The sequence below is a fragment of the Allobosea sp. GW823-FHT02B03 genome, assembly GCF_058797755.1.
On record NZ_JBXAJY010000006.1, the window covers coordinates 105,818 to 123,635 of the forward strand.

The following is a 17,818-nucleotide window of genomic DNA, read 5'->3' on the forward strand; positions in this document are numbered from 1 at the left end:
CTACCTCTGATCAGTCGACGAGCGTCAGGATCACGCCCTCGTTCGGCCGCAGGAGCAAAGCGCCGTCCCGCACGGGCGTCAGATCAGCAAGCGTGGACAGAAGGGAGCGGCAATCATGCGCCCAGTCCGGCAACTCCAGGCGCTGCGGCTGCGCCCCGAGATTGAGCGCCACGATCAGCCGCTCTGCACCATGCCGACGCTCGTAGGCGAGTATGTCGCCCTCGGCATCGAGCAGCGCGAAATCACCGATGGTCAGTGCAGGGTGGGTGCGCCGAGCTGCGAGCAATCGGCGATGCAGCGCCAGCATCGAGCCAGGCTCGGCCGATTGGCGCTCCACGTTCCGGGCTGGCCAGTCGGCGTTGAGCGGCAGCCAGGGGGGCGCGGTGCTGAAGCCGGCATGCGCGCTGTCGTCCCAAGGCATCGGCGTGCGGACCGGATCGCGCCCCAGGCCCTTGCCGTACTGGCGCAGCTCGCGCGGATCCTGGACCCGATCGGCCGGGATCGGCACATCGCTCAGGCCGAGTTCGTCGCCGTAATAGAGGGTAGGCGTGCCGCGCAGGGTCAGTAGCAACATCGCAGCCACCCGCGCCTGGTTTTCCCCAAGCCTGGTCGCGACGCGCGGGCGGTCATGATTGCCGAGCACCCAGTTCGGCCACGCGCCGGGCGGCAGAGCCGCCTCGTAGGCGGCGATGAGCGCGGCCAGCGCCCGTGCCTGCCTGGGTGCCGCGATCAACTGGAAATTACCGGGCAGATGCACACCGGGCCGACCCTCGCCGTAATAGCGCATCAACCGCTCGACCGGCAGATAGATTTCCCCGATCAGCAGGCGTTCGCCCTGTCCCACGCGCCGATACTCATCCGCACAGGCACGCAGGCCGGCTGCGATGTCATGGACCTCGGGCTGGTCGGTCGAATGCAGCTGGAGCAGGCGATCCATCTCGCCGAGCGCCGATGTGTAGGCCGGGTTCGGCGGATTGTCCGGGAAATCGGCCGCCTTGATCAGGTGCCAGAGCACGTCGATTCGGAAGCCATCGACGCCGCGATCGAGCCAGAAGCGCATGATGCCGTGCATTGCCGCCTGCACGCCCGGGTTGCGCCAGTTCAGGTCCGGCTGCTGCTTCAGGAACGCATGGTAGTAGTACTGGCCGCTGGCCTCGTCCCATTCCCAGGCCGATCCGCCGAAATCGCTGATCCAATTATTGGGCGGTCCGCCTCCGGGGGCCGGATCGCGCCAGAGATACCAGTCCCGTTTCGGATTGCGGCGCGAGGAGCGGCTTTCGACAAACCAGGGATGCTGGTCGGAAGTATGGTTCGGCACGAAATCGAGCAGGACCTTGAGCCCACGCGCATGGGCCTGCGCAAGCAAGTCCTCGAAATCGGTGCGGGTGCCGAAGCGCAGATCGACGTCGCAATAGTCGGAAACATCGTAGCCGAAATCGGCCATCGGCGAGGGATAGATCGGCGCAACCCAGATCGCATCGACGCCGAGCTCGGCGAGATAGCCCAGCCGCCGCGTGATACCCGGGAGGTCGCCGATCCCATCGCCGTTGCTGTCCTGGAACGAGCGCGGATAGATCTGGTAGATCACGCCGCTCTGCCACCAGGGTGCGGTCATTGCTGCGTCCCCCCATGCCGGCTCGATGCAGGAGAGCCGGCGGTAGGAACTTGAAACGCCCGTCCCTTATCCCGGAACGAGCCCGACTCTGGGCCTATTGCCGCAGGTCGGAACAAAACGACTCGGGCAATGGTTGGCTCGTCATGATCAGTTCCCGGACCATTCCACCGACACTGCCTGCCAATCAGTCCGAGGCCGCGGACGGCTCGCACGTAGACCATGACATGGAGCTGTCGCTCCCCGTAGACGCGCCGAGCAACATCGTCAGGAAGCGGCAACAGCGGCAGGCGCGTTCGGTGGCAGGGCGCCATATTGATGAAGCGCTTTCGGGGCTTCCGATCTCCGATCAGGTCAAGGCTTCGCGAAAAGCAACGTTGATCGACCTTCCGGATGGCACGCCGCTCAAGCGACGCGTAAGGGGGGCTGGCGCGAGGTCGGTTTGATCCGCGGCCAAGCCGGGCCGATTGGCCTTGCTCAGTCACTCCGACCAGATCTTTCATCTGCACACAATCGCCGGCAGGTCCCCCGCGTAAAGTGTTCGATCTCGGCCAGCGCTTCATCGAGGGAGTTGAAGGGGCCCCGCCGCATGTTCTCCATTGTTTTCAGTGCGTGGCCTGCCGGATGGACCGTAAACTGGCCCGCCCCGCTGTCCTCGACATAGCCCATGTCACGACCGAGCAGATCGGTCAGCAACCAGTCCGTTCCATTCGGATTTTGTGTGACGTCGATGTCCAAGCGAACTCCATCGGTCGATGCCCGCGATCCCACAGGCTCAAGGTGCAGGCTTTAGCCAGTCCATGGTCTTTTGGTCGCGTGCTCCCAAATCGACGTAGCGCCAGTCAAACAATCCGATTGCGCTTGATCATAGGCGACGTTGATTCTGCAGCGGCACGCTCGGCCGCTTCCTTCTGCAGTCGCAGCGCTTTCAAGCGGGCTGTGTTGGCGTCGCGCGCATCGTTGATGCTCTCCGTTTCAGAAACTACGCGATTGCGCGACAAGGATTGGGTTTGTGTCCTCAGGAACGCGGCCTCTGCAGCCGCGCGGGATCTCGAGTTTTTGACCATCTGCCTTCTCCGGAGGGTGTCGGCTTGCGGAATGAAATCAATACTGTAGCGCTCGTCGCCCGACAGGGCTGAGCACGGCCCCGAAGCTGTCCGAAACGATTTGATCATGCCCGATAGCCCGTTCATGGCCGTCGGCTCCGCGAACGCGGTACTCGCGCTCGCCGTTGGCGCGCGTCGGCATGATCCGAACAACCTCATACTCGCCGGCACCGGATCGATCGGCGAAGCCGAAGAAGAGCCGGACCACGTCCCCCGGCTCGATCGAGCGTTGGGTCACTGATTCATGCTGGGTCATTTTTATGTTCCTTTCAGGGAGGGGCGTCCTGCCGCAAATCGTGCGTCTCATCCGCGGTGATGGGGCTCAGGGCCTGCAGCAGTGCCTCGATCCTGATCGTCGCAAAGTTGCAGTAGGTATCGGAGACCGCATAAGGCAGGACGATCTGGTCCCGATGGCGCATCGCTCCGCAGGTGTAGACGACGTTGGGGACGTAGCCCTCGCGCTCGGACGGTGCCGGCCGGACCAGGGGCTCGCGTGAGCGCGCAAGCACTTTCGACGGGTCACGCTTATCGAGGAGAACCGCGCCGATCGCATAGCGTCGCACCGGTCCTACGCCATGGGTAAACAGCAGCCAGCCCTCGTCGAGCTCGATCGGCGAGCCGCAGGTCCCGATCTGAATGAACTCCCAGGGGTATTGCGGTCTCAGGATAGCGACGCCGCCGTCCCAGTTCATCAAGTCGTCCGAATAGACGAGATAGAGGTTCTCGTTGTCCTGCCGCGCAATCATGGCGTAGCGGCCGTCGATCCTGCGAGGGAACAGCGCCATACCCTTGTTCACCGCCGCACTGCCTCGCAGCGGCGACATCCGGAACGACAGGAAATCGGTGGTCTCGATCAGCTCGGAGCGTATCCCCCTGCCATCATAGGCCGTGTAGGTCGCGCGGAACACGGTTCGCCCGTCCTCGTCGAATTCGACGAAGCGGGCATCCTCGATCCCGTTCGACTGCGACGCCGTGATCGGGAAGATCACCCGCTCGCTGATGTCGCCGTCTGAGGCGAAGACCACTTCGACGTCGTCGCCATCGAGACGGACCATGCGGTTGCGGAAGGTCGCAATCGTCGCGAGACGCGAGGTCGGATCGACGCTCAAGCTACCGTCGGCGGCGATCGTGCCGGAGCGGAAGGTCAGGGACGAGATATGCCCCTCGCCGACGGCGCGTACGCTTAGAATGAAGCGACGTCCACCAGGCGGCGCGCCGGACTGGTCGGGATGCGAGACGATGCTCGGGTTGAAAAGCGCCGCGGCTTCGAACGAATACTCGTGCAGGAAATAGGATCCGATCAGCTGGCGTTGCGTGCTGGTGAACTCGCCATGCGCCGTGAACACCTCCTCCATTTCGTCGGCGCGTGCCTCGAAGCGTTCGAGCAGGTTCCGGTGCCGGCCGTTGAAGTTCTCCAACACCTCGGCGAGCTGGCTGGCCGCCGCCGCTTGGCCAAGTCCCATCACACGCGCGACGATGTGGTTCGCCCGGAGTTTGTCTCTGGGGTTCATGTCGCGTGGATCGGGCGAAGGTCCGAAGCGGCGCACTACGACCCGGGCGGGATCAGGGTGCAGGTGCAAGGCCTGCCGGTTCAGGAAGCTGGCTAGCGGCAAGGCGGCCTCAATTGAGTTTGGGCGGATCGCCAAAGGCTCACGCGTGCAGGACCCGAAGCGGCGCCAGTTTCGGGCGGTCCCCGGTCATGCGGGAGAGTTGGCGAATTTCGGCGAGGCTGAGAAGGTAGGATACCACGGATTCCCCGCCGCGGTTCTCATTCGGCCGGTCACGGTGCAGGCCGTCGCGGCAGGCGCCGGTTTCCAGATCGACCAGCGGGGTCGACAGATCATTGTCGCCCATGAACCAGGCGAAAGCGCGCATCGCCTCCGCCCGCCATTGCGTGTCGCCATCGGCGCGCCAGGCAGCAAGACAAGCTGAGATGGTCGCCGTGGCCTCCAGGGGCTGCTGGTCGAACGCTTTGGGCGGGCTGAGCCTGTCGCCGAAGCTCTCCGAGCCCACTGGCCGAAACTGACCTGCGGGCGTGCTCTGCACCTCGACCAGCCAGCGCAGCGAGCGCAGGCCGGCCTCGACATAGGCGGGAACCTGCATCGAACGCCCGGTGGCGATCAAGGCCTGCGGCAATCGGGCATTGTCATAAGAGAGGACTTCCTCGAACCAGACCCAGTCCGGCGTCTCGACCGTCGACAGCAGAGCGAGCAGACGGTCAGCCAGCAAGGAGCGCAGCCGGACGGTGGAGGACGGCGCCGCGACCACGGTGCAGTAGGCGTCCAGGCCGAGCAGGGCGAATCCCCAGGCACGGGGCGAGCGGAAGCTATCGACCGTGGGGAGGGCCTCGGCGAACAACGCGGCGGCCCAGCGCCGCCGTGTCGGGCTGATGTCGCTGCGGGCGCATTCGCCGAGAGCCCAGAGCGTCCGGCCATGGCTGTCCTCCGAACCGACCTCCTCGAGCCAGCGTCGATCGAAGCTCATGAAGTTGCGGAAGCGCTGCGCCTGCGGATTCCAGGCATGCTGGACGAAGGAGGCGAACCGCGCTGTCAGAGGCTCGGACAGGTGCTGCTCGCCGGCGCTGCCGAGAAGGCAGGACAGAAGCAGCGCGCGGGCGTTGTCGTCGACGCAGTAGCCATGCGCGCGGTCCGGCACAGAGTGGACGGCGTGCTGGAAGAGGCCAGTGTCGTCGCACATGCAATGGAGATGGTCCGTCCGCAGCTCCGGTGGTGCGGATGGCTGAAGGGGTGGTCTTATCTGCGCTGTCCCGGCAATCACGTTCAGCAAACGGGTACGCCGCGCCGACTCGAATGTGGCGAGATAGCGCTTTGCAGTCTGCTCCCAGGTCATGGACCGGCTGCTGGCATAGGCGCGCCGGCGCATGGCCTGTCGCCTGATCGTGTCGGTCAGCAATCCTGCGATTTCGTCGCCGGTCGCGACGACGTCGCTGAACGGCACCAGCACGCCGCGGCCATCGGCGAGCAGTTCCTGAGCATGCCAATACGGCGTCGAGACGACCGCTTTTCCGAGCCCGAAGCTGTAGGCCAGAGTGCCCGAGGTCATCTGCGCCTCGTTGAGATAAGGCGTCACGTAGACGTCGCACATCGCGATGAAGCCGAGCAGCGTCTCGCGATCGACGAACTGGTCAAGGAAGACGACATGATCCTCGATGCCGAGCTCGTGGACGCGCTTCTGCAGGCCAATGCGATAGGCTTCGCCCTGCTCGCGGACGAGATGAGGGTGGGTGGCCCCCAGGACGACATAGATGGCGTCGGGCCGGCGTCTCAGAATCGACGGCATCGCATCGATCATCACCTCGATGCCCTTATTGGGCGAGAGCAACCCGAAGGTCAGGATCACCGAGCGGCCGGCGAAGCCGAGCCTGGCCTTGGCCTCGTCCGGCTCGACGAAAGCAAAATCGGGGATGCCGTGCGCGATCACCTCGATCTTGTCGGCGGGAAGCCGATAGATGGTGCGCAGCATGTCGCGCCCTTTTTCCGCCATGACGACCACACGGGACGAGGCGTCGACGATCCGCTCCATGACGCCGCGCTGCGCCGGACTCGGCTTTGACAAGACGGTATGGAGCGTGGTGACGACCGGCATCGTCAGGCGTGAGAGCAATCCGGCGACATGCGCGCCCGCCTCGCCGCCGAAGATGCCAAATTCGTGCTGCAGCGAGACGACGTCGAACCGGCCCTCGTTCAGGAAATCGGCAGCGCGCGCATAGTCCTCTATTCGGTCATCGCGGATCTGGAACCCGACGGAACTCGGATAGTCGTACCCGTCGCTATCGTTCATCGCTACGATCGATGTCACCAAATCGGGGGCCGATGCGGCCAGCGCCTGCTGCAGATCGGTGGTAAAGGTCGCGATGCCGCAGCGGCGTGGCAGCGAGTTGCCGATGAAGGCGATCCGGTGAAGTGCGGTCATGTTCGTGCCTCTGTGGTTGGAATCTGCGTATTCGCCCTCGCGGCGAGCAGCAGAGGCCGGTGAATCGTGCTGACGGCCGGGGCGGTCGCATTTCGGACTGCAATCGGCCGAAGAAGGTCATGGCTGGGCAAGGCGGCATCATAGGCGACGAGGCAGGTCAGGCCCGTTCGCCCGGCGGCGAGATGCGTGGTCTCAGCCTGCACGAAGCAGCCTTCGCCCATCTGCGCGCGCCACGGCCCGATCCGGCCATCTCCAGCGATTACCAGCAGCCAAGTCTCGGCCTGCGCGCGGAGTTCCCATAGCGACTGGGGCGCAAGCTCGAAGCGCTCGAAGCTGAAGAACGCGGTCGTCAGGAGCAGCGTCCTGGCATCACTCAAACGCCGCGTCGGCGCCTGTCTTGCGGCCGGTCCGACATGGGCGACAGCAACACCGGGCTCGATATGAAGCTGGCGTTGGCGACCGTGATCGAACAGGCGGAAGGTCGTGTCGCTGCGCTGCTGAATCTCGGCGAGCACGAGGCCCGGGCCGATCGCGTGTATAGTCCCTGCCGGTACGAAGATGACATCCCCCGCAACAGCGGTTCGCCAGGACAGGCGTTGACAGATTGAACCGTCCTCGATTGCGGCTCGCAGCTGTGCCCGTGAGAGTGACGACTTCAGGCCGACTGCCACCGTGGCGCCGGGCTCGGCTGCGAGCACGTACCAGGCTTCCGTCTTGCCGCGTGCAAGCCCCATCGCGTGGGCAGCGTCGTCATCGGGATGCACCTGGATCGAGAGAGCTTCGCTCGTGAACAGCAGCTTGAATAGCAAGGCGGGATCAAGAGCAGGATCGAGGCGCTGCAACCAGATTTCGCCGATGGCGGCGCCATGATGATCGACCCCACTCCAGGGCTGGAGATCACGTGAGCCCCAAGGCTTTGGGACGGCCTGCAAGCGAACCAGTTCAAGAGCCATGGCAAACTCCAAAGTCGCCGGGCTTCGACAGTTCGACCGGGTTGTCGAACGCTGCTGCGGCGGGGCCGTCGAGGCATGGATGTCGTCGAAGGCAGCGCCGGTAGCGGCCTTGCCTCCCCGAGAGCGGCCGGGCTCCTGCCCGCGGCACTCAGGTCCTGACGGTCAAGACAGCTGCCGGTCTGTTTCAAGGGCCGCTGCGAGGTGAGCCGGCTCGACCGGAACCATCTGATGGAAAGACCCGGCCGCTCCGATAGCCGGCAAATGGACAAAGCCGCCGACACGTCGCCAGGCGAGCCTGAAAGCGCTCTCGATTGTTTCCTCGTCGTAGTCGACCCGGTACTCCCCGGCGGGCAGAGGTGCCTCGAAACCGGGCAGCAGAAACGGGAACGAAAAATGTACGCAGATCTGCGTGGTGCGACTGGTCACGACGGCTTCCTTCCTAAGGTGCGCCCCTGAAGCGTCTGAGATTTCTGACAACACGGTAAGGCCCTCCAGGCAGCCGCCCGTCGCTCGCAATCAGCGATTTCATTGCCGTGGAATCGTGATCTGGATATGGGACAAATTCAGCCTGAAACAAGACATCAAGTAAGATTTGTTTCAAAACTCCCGCCGAGAATTGTTATTCTAGAATTTTTTCTTATCATGAATCGGTTTAAAACGCTGATATCATGGATTATTATTTTATTTTTTCGGGTATCTTGCTGATTTTAATTCTGCCGCGCTCTACCGATCGTGCTTTAAGTAGCCATATTGAAGTCTCGACGCCCGCGTAGGCCGTCTAGGGACCTGCCGGAGCTGGCAGCTCATCATTCCGATGCCCACGCGGCTTTCAGCCCTCGCGCAGAAGGATTTTGAGCCATGGCTCGTCTAATCACGAAGACAGGACAGCGTGCGGAGATGGTCTGTGACATGTCGAAAGAGAGATCTGGCAAGCTCATCTGCGACCCCAACATATTGGCTCTTGCCGACCTTCAAGGCGTTCTGATGCTGGAGACCGACGACGGTGGGCGGTGCCATATCAGGATCACTTCGATCGGCGCGGACCATCTGACATTTGCCGGTCGCATGGTCGAAAGCCTCTGAGACTGGTTCTGCGTCAATCGGCTTCGCATCGCGGCTGGCAACCATTGTCGGGAGCCGCTCGGCGGACCTTGCGGAATGCATCGTCAGCCGAGAATCCGCCAAACACTGACTTCGAGCCGGCAGTTCGGGAATACTGGAAATTCCCCGCTAACAGGACTTCGGAGATCACAATGACAAGCGTCATCTCACACTGGAATTTATACAGAATCTGGCTTTTGAGCCGATACCCGATCTGGCTCGCTTATGGCGGTCTCATTGCAGCGATGGCACTCGCTTCCGCCATCGTATCGCATTGATCCGCGTCGGTCGCAAAAATGTTGAGCCCAAGACTGGGGCTCCTTGGTTCAATGCTGACTGATAGCGTCAACAGCGTTGGCAGGGTAGCAGATCAGGAAATCGAGTGGCGGTGATGCTGCCCCCTATTTGCCCTCGTTCATAACTGGACTCTGCTCTCGATGTGGTCCGTCCTGAACCGGGTTGCAAACTCATTCGGGGTGAGGCCACCGAGGCTCGTATGTGGCCGGTGGGTGTTGTAGTCGTTTCTCCATTCCTCGATCAGCCGCCGGGCGCTCGGCAGGTTGCGGAACATGTGCTCGTTGAGGCACTCGTCGCGGAAGCGACCGTTCAGGCTCTCGACGAAGCTGTTCTGCATCGGCTTGCCCGGCGCAATGTAGTGCCACTCGACCTGACGATCTTCCTGCCATTGCAGGATCGCACGCGAGGTCAACTCGGTGCCGTTCTCGCTGACCACCATGAGCGGCCGGCCGCGAAGGGCAATGATCGCATCGAGTTCGCGGGCGACCCGCTGGCCGGAGAGCGAGGTGTCCACGACCAGCGCCAGGCACTCCCTGGTGAAGTCGTCGACCACGACGAGGACGCGGAAGCGCCGCCCATCGACGAACTGGTCGGCGACAAAGTCGAGGCTCCAGCGCTGGTTCGGCCCTTGTGGCATGGTCATCGGCGCCCGTGTCCCGAGCGCGCGCTTGCGCCCGCCACGCCGGCGCACCGTCAGTCGCTCCTCCCGATAGAGCCGGAACAGCTTCTTGTGGTTCAGCGCGAAGCCCTCCCGCCGCAAAAGAATGTGCAGGCGCCGGTAGCCGAACCGCCGACGCCGACCTGCCAGGATCTTCAGGCGTTCCCGGATCTCCACATCGTCGGATCGCCGCGAGGCATAGCGATAGGTCTTCGGATCAAGCTCGATCAGACCGCAGGCCCGTCGCTGCGAGTAGCTCTTCTCTTCGATCGCCCAGGTCACGAACGCTCTCCGCGATCCGGGCTTCAGAAGTTTTTTCCGATTGCCTCGCGCAGCGTGGCGACGTCGAGCATCGACTCCGCCAAGAGCTTCTTCAGCTTGCGGTTCTCGTCCTCGAGCGTCTTCAGGCGGCGCGCGTCGGAGACCTCCATCCCGCAATAGCGATTGCGCCAATTGTAGAGCGTCGCATCGCTGATCCCGTACTTCCGGCAGATATCCGCAACCGGAACCCCAGTCTGGTGCTCCTTCAGCACCGCAATGATCTGCTCTTCGCTGAACCGGCTCTTCTTCATCTCCGTCTCCTTCCGACGGAGTCCAATTCAAACCGAGGGCGCTTCAGGGGGCAACATCAACAGCACTGATCAGACAGGTATCTGCGGCGGCATGGAAACCATCGTTGCACGTTGACGCGGTCATCACGGCTGCTCGTCGCAATGCCTATTCGGCAATGTCGTGATCAACAGACGCGCTGGCCGGTGGTGGCATCCCCGGCGCTGGGGCCCTCTCCCCGCGCCTCCGACCACGCGCAAGGATGAGCGACCTGCCGCCCGCAGACATCAAAAATGAGGTGGACGAGGCCGGTGATTTCGCATGCCTCGGGCAAAGCTAAGCGGATTTATCCGATGTGCCAACTTTGCGCTTATCTTGACCCCAAAAAAGGCGCTTGCACATAGGGGAAGCTATGGGAAAGTTTTTCCAGATCAAGGAAGCGGTAAAAGTCGCTGCAAAAGCCTTCCACGACGTAATGCGTGACGAGCGCTATCTGCGATGGAAGTCCTCGTCCGAGGAATATCGCGCTCAGATTCTCGACCTAGTTCGGCCTGCCGCAACCGCAGCGTTCGCCGCCGGCTACAACCAAGCTCTTAGAGAAGCGGTGGATGCGGTGCGCCGAATGGCCTTGGCGGAACAGGAAATAGGCGGTCCCTATACGGCAGATCTGCTGGAAAAGGCAGCCGCCGCCATCGAAGCCCTCGCCAAGCCATGATCCGCCAGAACACACACTGGTAGCGTTAGGCGTATATGGCTCGTGGACAGGGGCTTAGTGATAAACTGCGACTCTCGTTCGGCACTGTGCTACAGATCATTTCTCTGTCGTTTTGACCCGCATCGGGCGGCAGAGGGGCCGGAGATGGTACGGCCCATCTTCGGCTCAAGTTCAAGGAGCGTGGTTGTCGCGCTGCCTTGCACCTGTCGACAGCCAATCAAAACAGCAAGCGCAGCTTGGACATCAAACTATCACGACCCGGCGAGGATGATGTTTGCTGGACATCTCGTGCCAACTATTGCCTGACCATTGCTGGTCGTAAGCGGAGCCGCACGTCGGAGACGATCCTCGCCGCAAGCTCCGTCTCCATATCGAAGCCGCGGCTCACCCTCAGATCGGCCTCATAGATGCCCGACCAGATGATCGCGGCCGTTTCGCTGTCTATGAGGCGGCTAGTGACTCTGAGCTTGCCCTCGCTAGCGCGGATCGTGCCCTCGAGGAGGCGCCGGCGAGATTGGCTGCGGGCCGAAGCGGTGGAAACTGCGAAGGCTGCTGAAGGCTCGCTCCGAGAGATCATTATCTCCTCATTTGGGGCAAGCTGCGTGACGATTTCGTCGTCAAGTTCTGCCGCGAACATCTGCACTTCGGCCCTTCCTGTCAGGTTGACAAAGGGCTTCACGAGAAGTGACGGACGTGCTTGGCCCATTGGTACTGCCGGTGGCAGCGAGGCAACCAGCGCTATAACGGCGACAAACAAGCCGATCACCAGCGCTCCGGCGGAGCTGACAAGCCAGTGGCTTTTCAGCCCATCTATCATTCGTGGCGCTTGGACGCTCGGCTGGAGAATGGAAGTCGAGATCGGCTCTGGGTCACTTTGATCGCTCACCCGCCATCGAAAGCTGGGCACATACCGGCCCTTTGCCAAATCGATCAGAAGAGGCGCCGTCCTGCCATCGAGCAGATAGTACCGCTCCAATCCGCGCCGGAGCCGTCCCGCCTCGATACGAACGACGGGATCGTTCACAATGTCAAAATCTGTTCCCCTGCCAAAGACTTCGATAGCGATTGTATACGCCTTGATTCCGCTGGACCGCCCAGCGATGGTCTCTTCAACGACATAAGAAAGAAATCGACGCACACGTTCAGGCACATCAAAGTCGGCGCTTGCTAAAAGGCGGCGCAATCCGTCGCGAATAGCATCTTCAGAGATCTCGGAACGGGCACAGGCATCCGATTCACTGACGGATTTCGGTGATCGCACCATTGGTGAGTTGCTCCGGCAGCTGATCAACCTCGTACCCATCGTGCGCTCATACAGCCTTCAGCGCAATCTCGGTCTTACCGGCGGAGTAATCGCTCAGGAAGCGCTTCGCATGTCCTCGGGACCAATAGAGAATACTGGGCACCACGCGCATAATTGAGGAGCGGCGATGAGGAGGGCACCGATCAAAAGCGGCACGCCCTGACCTTTGGATATCCGAGTCATGACTCCGATCCAGGAACGCGGGCGTGCACGTCTCAAACTACGCTTCCCAGTTTGGCGAGATCGTTTTGATCTCGCCTTCAGCCTGTCCTTTCTCGAGACCTGCGAAGCGTACGAATTGGCTAGTCGCGCGCTTGAGCACTGGACCAAAGCGGACAACACGTCCAATAGCGCAATGATTGCAGAGTACCGAGAATTAGTAGCGTCGTTAGCCCTCGACGCGCAGCTCCTCGCAAGTCGCTGGCCACAGCCGGGATTCATATCCCGACGATCGTGATCACCGCTCACAGTGAAATCAAGGCTCGAGAAATGACACATGCTGCGGATGTCATCGCCGTGCTTTCGAAGCCATTGACAAACGCCGCCTTGTTTGCCGCCGTCGCCCTCGCGTTGGGCCCCAAGGAAGCGTGCAAAGGGTGATACGCCCACCCGGGTGGGAACGTCCGCTTCCGGGCAATGAGCAAATGTCCGCTCCTGATGCGTGGACGGCTCTCCAGCCCCGCGGGAGCATAGGCTCTCGCAGAAATGGAGGAGAGCATGGACCAGGCAGCCACGATTGGATTGGATATCGCGAAGTCGGTGTTGCAGGTTCACGGTGTCGATGAGAGCGGGATAGTCGTGCTCCGTCGGCAGGTTCGGCGAGCCCAGCTGCTTCCGTTGTTCGCGAGGCTGCCAGCCTGCCTGATCGGGATCGAGGCCTGCGCCACGGCGCATCACTGGGCCCGCGAGTTGACGAAGCTTGGCCACCAGGTCCGGCTGATGCCGCCGAGCTATGTGAAGCGGCAGAAGAACGACGCAGCCGACGCCGAGGCGATTTGTGAAGCTGTCACCCGTCCGACCATGCGGTTCGTCGAGGTGAAGAGCGTCGAGCAGCAGAGCGTTATGGTCCTTCACCGGGCCCGGCTGACGCTCATGCGCCATCCAGCTCTCGAACGCGATCCGAGGCCACATGGCGGAGTTCGGGCTGGCGGCGCCGATCGGGAGACAGGGGCTGGGCACTCTCATTAGCCTGATCTCGGAAGGCGACGAGCAGGTTCCGGCCGAGGCGCGGACATGTCTTGCAATGTTGGTTGCCCAACTCGCCCTGATCAACGATCAGATCTTGGAAGCGGACCGTCGGATCAGAACCAGCGCCCGCGCGACCGAGACCGGGCGCAGGCTGATGGATGTACCGGGTGTCGGCCCGCTCCTCGCGAGCGCGCTCGTCGCCAGCATCCCTGAACCAAAGGCGTTCCGCTCAGGCCGGAACCTTGCAGCGTGGATCGGTCTTGTGCCGCGGCAGAACTCCAGCGGCGGGAAGGAGCGCCTCGGCGGCATCACCAAACAGGGCGACCGATACCTGCGCCAACTGCTTGTCGTCGGCGCTCTGGCAGTCGTGCGCTATGCGCAACGGAACGGAACACGCCGGCCATGGCTGGTGCAACTGCTGGCGCGGCGAACGACCAAGATCGCGACCGTCGCCTTGGCCAACAAGACCGCCCGGAATGGTCTGGGCGATCATGACCACCGGTGAGGCCTATCGCGAGCCGGTCCCGCTGGCGATCTAGAAATCAGGCGAGCCACGCCGAAGAGCTTGGGAAGGGCAACGCGAACGTAACGCAGCCAGCCGGTCGAACCGAAGAGCGGGAAAACCCATTTGCGCCACAGCGCCTTCAAGCGCGTGCTTTTGGTCGGGACCCGTCCTCGCGGAAGGCATTATGGCCAGCTGCCATGCGCGCCGCACCAACAGGTCGAACACATGGCCGCACCGACCAGACCTGCAAAAGCGTTCGAAACCCCTTGCCAAAGGAGAGCCGTCCACACATGGCGCAATATGGTTGACCCCCAACGTAATGCGCGACGGCGCAGATGTTCAGCGCCAGATCTCTCCTTGCGCACAGCACTCAGCCAGAGCAGCTACGTGCACATCGTCAGGCTCGCGACGCACCAAGCCATTAGCGCTGTGTGAGCCAGGACCACTGGCCAAAATGCGATGCCAACGGGCGTCAAGCCCGCCCAGGCAGCAACGAGCACCACGACAACGCCGAGGTTGTAGAGCAGCAGCGCTGTGAGCAACCCCTTCGTCACTCGGGGAGCCTCATTTCGGCAGAGCCAACAGGCTGCGCCAAGAGCGAGCAGTGCAACACCGGTCACACGACCGAGTGTCGCTCCAGCGGGGGAGCCCAGTGCCGCCCCGACCAGCAGCTCGACCACCTCGGAAGGTGCTACCAGCAGCCCCAGCCCTGTGACAGCCTCCAATAGGCCCGTGACGGCGAGCAATGGCCTTCCGCTGCTGTGCTGAGACGCGAGCATGTCGAGCAAGCCGAGCTACGGCTTCGGTTCTTCAATCGGGTCGGGATCCGGGGCTTGCGTCGGCCCCAGTTCCGCCTTCGATACCGCGACGGCCGCGACCTGCGGCTCAAGCTTGAACGTCAGCTTGTTGATCTTGCCGTTGAACTTGAACGGCGGATCGTAGCGATACTCCAGCAGCGCCACCCCGGTGCGGGTGTCGCGCCCGACGTCGAAGCTTTCGTCCTCCGGGAAGGTAACTGGCATGGAGTGGGGCATCGATTTCCGATCGACCTCCTTGCCATCGACGGAAAGCACGCCGGTTCCGCCCTTGCCCAGGCCTGGTCCGTCCGACTTGAAGTCGAAGGTGATGGTGTGCTTGCCGGGGCTCAGCTCCGGCCCCGACCAGACCGTCCGCTTGAGATTAAGCAGATTGTAGAGGAAGACCGGCTTGCCGCTGCGAATGCCGGCGACGCCCTTGCTGAGGAAGAGGCCGTAGCCGCCGAAGCGCCCGCCTTCGGTGACGATCATGCCTTCGCCGCCGCCCTCGGGAATGTCGACGTCGGCAGTGATGGTGTAGGACTTGTTCAGGACGCTCGGCGCCGCGCTGGGCGGCACGCCGGTCAGTTCCCCCGAATAGGTGAAGACGGTTCGCCCGGCCGTAAGGTTGGGGCGCGGCGTGTTCCAGCGCAGCAGTGTCGTGTTGTCGAGCGGGAGGACGTTGTACTTCTTCGCCTCGGAATCGAAGATCGCCCGCAACGCCCTGACCTTGTCCGGCATCGCGGCGGCTAGGTCGTTGAACTGGGTCGGGTCCGCCTTCAGATCGTAGAGTTCCCACTGATAGGCATCGATATCCGGCGGCGGAGCAGTGCTCAGCTCCCAAGGCCGGGTCACCGGCGTCGTGGACGCGATCCAGCCGTCGCTGTAGATCGCGCGATTGCCGAGCATCTCGAAATATTGCGTCGCGTGTCGGGTCGGAGCCTCGGCGCTAGCCTTGTCCCATGTGTACATCATGCTCACCCCCTCGATGGGGCTCTGCTTGATGCCGTTGACCATCTCGGGCTGGGGAATGCCGGTCGCCTCGAGGATGGTCGGGACGATGTCGATGACGTGGTGGAACTGGCGGCGGATGCCGCCGACATCATTGATATGGCCGGGCCAGGAGATCGCCATGCCCTGCTTGGTCCCGCCGAAATGCGACGGCACCTGCTTCACCCATTTGAACGGCGTGCTCATCGCCCAGGCCCAGGGCGCCGCGAAATGCGGGAAGGTCTTGTCCGAGCCCCAGAACGGATACCAGAGGTATTGGGCGTTCACCGGCACGGGAACGCCGTTGAAGGTGGTGAACTCGTTCGGCGTGCCGTTGAGCATGCCCTCCGCGCTGGCGCCGTTGTCGCCACTGATATAGATGATCAGGGTATTGTCGAGTTGACCTTGGTCCTCGACGGCCTGGATGACGCGGCCGATCTCGTGGTCGGTATACGCGAGATAGGCCCCGTAGACGTCGGCCTGTTTGATGAAGAGCTTCTTCTCGAGGACGCCGAGGGAATCCCACTCGGGAAGCTCCTTGGGCCAGGGCGTCAGCTTGGCATGCTCGGGCATGATGCCCAAGCGTTTCTGGTTGGCGAATATCGTCTCCCTCAGCTTGTTCCAGCCCTCGTCGAACAGATGCATATTGCCGATCTTCTCGACCCATTCCAGCGTCGGATGATGCGGCGCATGGGTGCCGCCCGGCACGTAGTAGATAAAGAATGGCTTGTCGGGCGCGATCTCCTTGAGCTGCCTCATCTGCTGGATGGCCTCATCCGCCATCGCCGTGGTGAGGTTCCAGCCAGGGTTGCCCTCGAAGGGATAGATCGCCGTCGTGTTGCGATAGAGGTTAGGTTGCCACTGGCTCGCATCACCGCCGACGAAGCCGTAGAAGTATTCGAAGCCCATGCCGTTGGGCCATTGCTCGAACGGCCCGGCCTGGCTCGACTGGTACGAGGGGGTGTTGTGGTTCTTGCCGTACCACGAGGTCGCGTAGCCGTTCGCCTTTAGGATCGTGCCGATCGTGCCTTTGTCGGCGGGGATGATCGAGTCGTAGCCCGGGTAGCCTGTCGATATCTCGCCCACGACGCCGACACCGACCGAATGGTGGTTGCGTCCCGTGATCAAAGCCGCCCGCGTCGGCGAGCAGAGTGCGGTGGAGTGGAAATTAGTGTAGCGCAGCCCTTGCGCGGCGATGCGGTCGAGCGCCGGCGTCGGAATGACTCCACCAAAGGTGCCGGGTGCGCCAAAGCCGGCATCGTCGGTCATGATCACCAGGACGTTGGGCGCACCTTTCGGCGGCACGACGCGCGGCGCCCACCAGGGCTTTGACTCCGAGGACTTCTCCTTGATCACCCCGCCGAATTCTGGCGGCACGGGTGGGATCTGTTTTCCCGGGATCGTGGTCGTGGAGCCTGGTGTCCCCGGCGTGCCGGTCAGTACCTGAGAATTTGCGGACCCGCATGGTGCGGCCAGGCTGAGAAGAATTGCGAAGCTGCTCGTTTGCAGAAGGTGCCGATGGAAGCGCATGCGAAACTCTCCTCTTCCCATTCATGCAAAGACGTTGGGGTCGGCCAAAGCTTGCGACGCAGTGAACTATACGGAGGGCTATCAGGGCCTCCGCCTGTCGCGCGCTGGTTCGCTGCGTGCATTCGCGGCGCGCCATAGGCGGCAATGGGCGAAGGCTCGATCGCAAAAGGGCCGAGCATCTGCCGCACCTCTGCTGAAGCAGTCACCATCGCCGAAATGGCGCCAAGTTGCTATGAGGAATCTGGACTGTGACCGCGCACCACGGCTCTAATTGCATCCGTCGTGACGGGAACGGCCAAGTCGAGCACGCTGAGCGGCAGAGCGATGAAAATCTCCTGCGGCGTCACCAGCGGGAGGTGGTTGAGATGGTGCAATCGCCCTGCGGCGAGCGCTTCGTCGACCAGCTTTGCCGGCATGATCCCGATCCCCGCGCCCGCCGTCACGAGGCGCACGATCGCCGACATGCTGTTGCACATGCTGAAGGAAGGCGACACATCGGACCAGCCTGGCGGCGCGGCCGCTCGACCGGCTCACCCAAGTGATGAAAGGTGTCGCGCGGAGGAGTTACAGCCGGATGTCAAGGG

The 17,818-nt window shown here is 62.6% G+C and carries 14 protein-coding genes and 1 pseudogene; 3 read left to right on the forward strand and 12 right to left on the reverse strand.

The features are described 5' to 3' along the window. Positions 1 to 10: 10 nt before the first annotated feature. The 8 genes from AC1REK_RS20725 to AC1REK_RS20760 all read right to left on the reverse strand — a co-directional run bounded on the left by AC1REK_RS20725 (position 11) and on the right by AC1REK_RS20760 (position 8,030). Complete coding sequence (locus tag AC1REK_RS20725; RefSeq protein WP_327520938.1) at positions 11 to 1,615, reverse strand: alpha-amylase family glycosyl hydrolase; 1,605 nt, start codon at positions 1,613 to 1,615, stop codon at positions 11 to 13. 474 nt (positions 1,616 to 2,089) lie between these two features. Further along, complete coding sequence (locus AC1REK_RS20730) at positions 2,090 to 2,350, reverse strand: hypothetical protein (RefSeq protein WP_492270568.1); 261 nt, start codon at positions 2,348 to 2,350, stop codon at positions 2,090 to 2,092. 104 nt (positions 2,351 to 2,454) lie between these two features. Beyond that, complete coding sequence (locus AC1REK_RS20735) at positions 2,455 to 2,679, reverse strand: hypothetical protein (RefSeq protein WP_327520940.1); 225 nt, start codon at positions 2,677 to 2,679, stop codon at positions 2,455 to 2,457. 37 nt (positions 2,680 to 2,716) lie between these two features. Beyond that, complete coding sequence (locus AC1REK_RS20740) at positions 2,717 to 2,974, reverse strand: hypothetical protein (protein WP_327520941.1); 258 nt, start codon at positions 2,972 to 2,974, stop codon at positions 2,717 to 2,719. Positions 2,975 to 2,987: 13 nt separating this feature from the next. Then, on the reverse strand, positions 2,988 to 4,331 hold the full coding sequence (locus AC1REK_RS20745) for a glycoside hydrolase family 130 protein (protein ID WP_327520951.1): 1,344 nt from the start codon (positions 4,329 to 4,331) through the stop codon (positions 2,988 to 2,990). A 37-nt stretch (positions 4,332 to 4,368) separates the two neighbouring features. Beyond that, complete coding sequence (locus AC1REK_RS20750) at positions 4,369 to 6,651, reverse strand: glycosyltransferase family 4 protein (RefSeq protein WP_327520942.1); 2,283 nt, start codon at positions 6,649 to 6,651, stop codon at positions 4,369 to 4,371. Further along, on the reverse strand, positions 6,648 to 7,604 hold the full coding sequence (locus tag AC1REK_RS20755; RefSeq protein ID WP_327520943.1) for a class I mannose-6-phosphate isomerase: 957 nt from the start codon (positions 7,602 to 7,604) through the stop codon (positions 6,648 to 6,650). Before AC1REK_RS20755 ends, AC1REK_RS20750 begins: the two co-directional genes overlap by 4 nt. Before the next feature lie 162 nt (positions 7,605 to 7,766). Continuing rightward, positions 7,767 to 8,030, reverse strand: a complete 264-nt coding sequence (locus AC1REK_RS20760) for a hypothetical protein (RefSeq protein WP_327520944.1) — start codon at positions 8,028 to 8,030, stop codon at positions 7,767 to 7,769. A gap of 432 nt (positions 8,031 to 8,462) precedes the next feature. Here AC1REK_RS20760 and AC1REK_RS20765 point away from each other — a divergent pair, with 432 nt between their 5' ends. Continuing rightward, entirely contained in the window at positions 8,463 to 8,687 is a 225-nt protein-coding gene (locus AC1REK_RS20765; protein ID WP_316019758.1) for a hypothetical protein, read from the forward strand. Between the two features lie 433 nt (positions 8,688 to 9,120). On the opposite strand, the gene AC1REK_RS20770 is transcribed toward AC1REK_RS20765, so the two are convergent. Continuing rightward, positions 9,121 to 10,232, reverse strand: a protein-coding gene (locus AC1REK_RS20770; RefSeq protein WP_492270569.1) for an IS3 family transposase whose coding sequence is annotated in 2 segments (ribosomal slippage) — positions 9,121 to 9,977 and positions 9,977 to 10,232 — 1,113 coding nt in all. Because the reading frame shifts where the segments join, the coding sequence is not laid out codon by codon here. Positions 10,233 to 10,621: 389 nt separating this feature from the next. Here AC1REK_RS20770 and AC1REK_RS20775 point away from each other — a divergent pair. Further along, positions 10,622 to 10,924 (forward strand): hypothetical protein, encoded by a 303-nt coding sequence (locus tag AC1REK_RS20775; RefSeq protein ID WP_327521678.1) that lies wholly within the window; start codon positions 10,622 to 10,624, stop codon positions 10,922 to 10,924. 295 nt (positions 10,925 to 11,219) lie between these two features. On the opposite strand, the gene AC1REK_RS20780 is transcribed toward AC1REK_RS20775, so the two are convergent. Further along, complete coding sequence (locus tag AC1REK_RS20780) at positions 11,220 to 12,188, reverse strand: hypothetical protein (RefSeq protein ID WP_492270570.1); 969 nt, start codon at positions 12,186 to 12,188, stop codon at positions 11,220 to 11,222. A 756-nt stretch (positions 12,189 to 12,944) separates the two neighbouring features. On the opposite strand from AC1REK_RS20780, the pseudogene AC1REK_RS20785 reads away from it, so the two are divergent. Further along, a pseudogene (locus AC1REK_RS20785) lies at positions 12,945 to 13,954 on the forward strand (IS110 family RNA-guided transposase). Positions 13,955 to 14,714: 760 nt separating this feature from the next. Here the strand turns inward: AC1REK_RS20785 and AC1REK_RS20790 are convergent. Both AC1REK_RS20790 and AC1REK_RS20795 read right to left on the reverse strand, forming a co-directional pair. Beyond that, the gene (locus AC1REK_RS20790) at positions 14,715 to 17,234 is read right to left on the reverse strand and encodes an arylsulfatase (protein ID WP_492270571.1); all 2,520 of its coding nucleotides are present in this window, start codon (positions 17,232 to 17,234) and stop codon (positions 14,715 to 14,717) included. A gap of 230 nt (positions 17,235 to 17,464) precedes the next feature. Next, on the reverse strand, positions 17,465 to 17,698 hold the full coding sequence (locus AC1REK_RS20795; protein ID WP_327521675.1) for a hypothetical protein: 234 nt from the start codon (positions 17,696 to 17,698) through the stop codon (positions 17,465 to 17,467). Positions 17,699 to 17,818: the final 120 nt, after the last annotated feature.

Excerpts from the sequence above, each read along its gene's own strand:
- AC1REK_RS20725 (WP_327520938.1), bottom strand. The coding sequence starts at position 1,615 with ATGACCGCACCCTGGTGGCAGAGCGGCGTGATCTACCAGATCTATCCG.
- AC1REK_RS20735 (WP_327520940.1), bottom strand. The coding sequence starts at position 2,679 with ATGGTCAAAAACTCGAGATCCCGCGCGGCTGCAGAGGCCGCGTTCCTG.
- AC1REK_RS20740 (WP_327520941.1), bottom strand. The coding sequence starts at position 2,974 with ATGACCCAGCATGAATCAGTGACCCAACGCTCGATCGAGCCGGGGGAC.
- AC1REK_RS20750 (WP_327520942.1), bottom strand. The coding sequence starts at position 6,651 with ATGACCGCACTTCACCGGATCGCCTTCATCGGCAACTCGCTGCCACGC.
- AC1REK_RS20755 (WP_327520943.1), bottom strand. The coding sequence starts at position 7,604 with ATGGCTCTTGAACTGGTTCGCTTGCAGGCCGTCCCAAAGCCTTGGGGC.
- AC1REK_RS20765 (WP_316019758.1), top strand. The coding sequence starts at position 8,463 with ATGGCTCGTCTAATCACGAAGACAGGACAGCGTGCGGAGATGGTCTGT.
- AC1REK_RS20775 (WP_327521678.1), top strand. The coding sequence starts at position 10,622 with ATGGGAAAGTTTTTCCAGATCAAGGAAGCGGTAAAAGTCGCTGCAAAA.
- AC1REK_RS20780 (WP_492270570.1), bottom strand. The coding sequence starts at position 12,188 with ATGGTGCGATCACCGAAATCCGTCAGTGAATCGGATGCCTGTGCCCGT.
- AC1REK_RS20790 (WP_492270571.1), bottom strand. The coding sequence starts at position 17,234 with ATGCGCTTCCATCGGCACCTTCTGCAAACGAGCAGCTTCGCAATTCTT.
- AC1REK_RS20795 (WP_327521675.1), bottom strand. The coding sequence starts at position 17,698 with ATGTCGGCGATCGTGCGCCTCGTGACGGCGGGCGCGGGGATCGGGATC.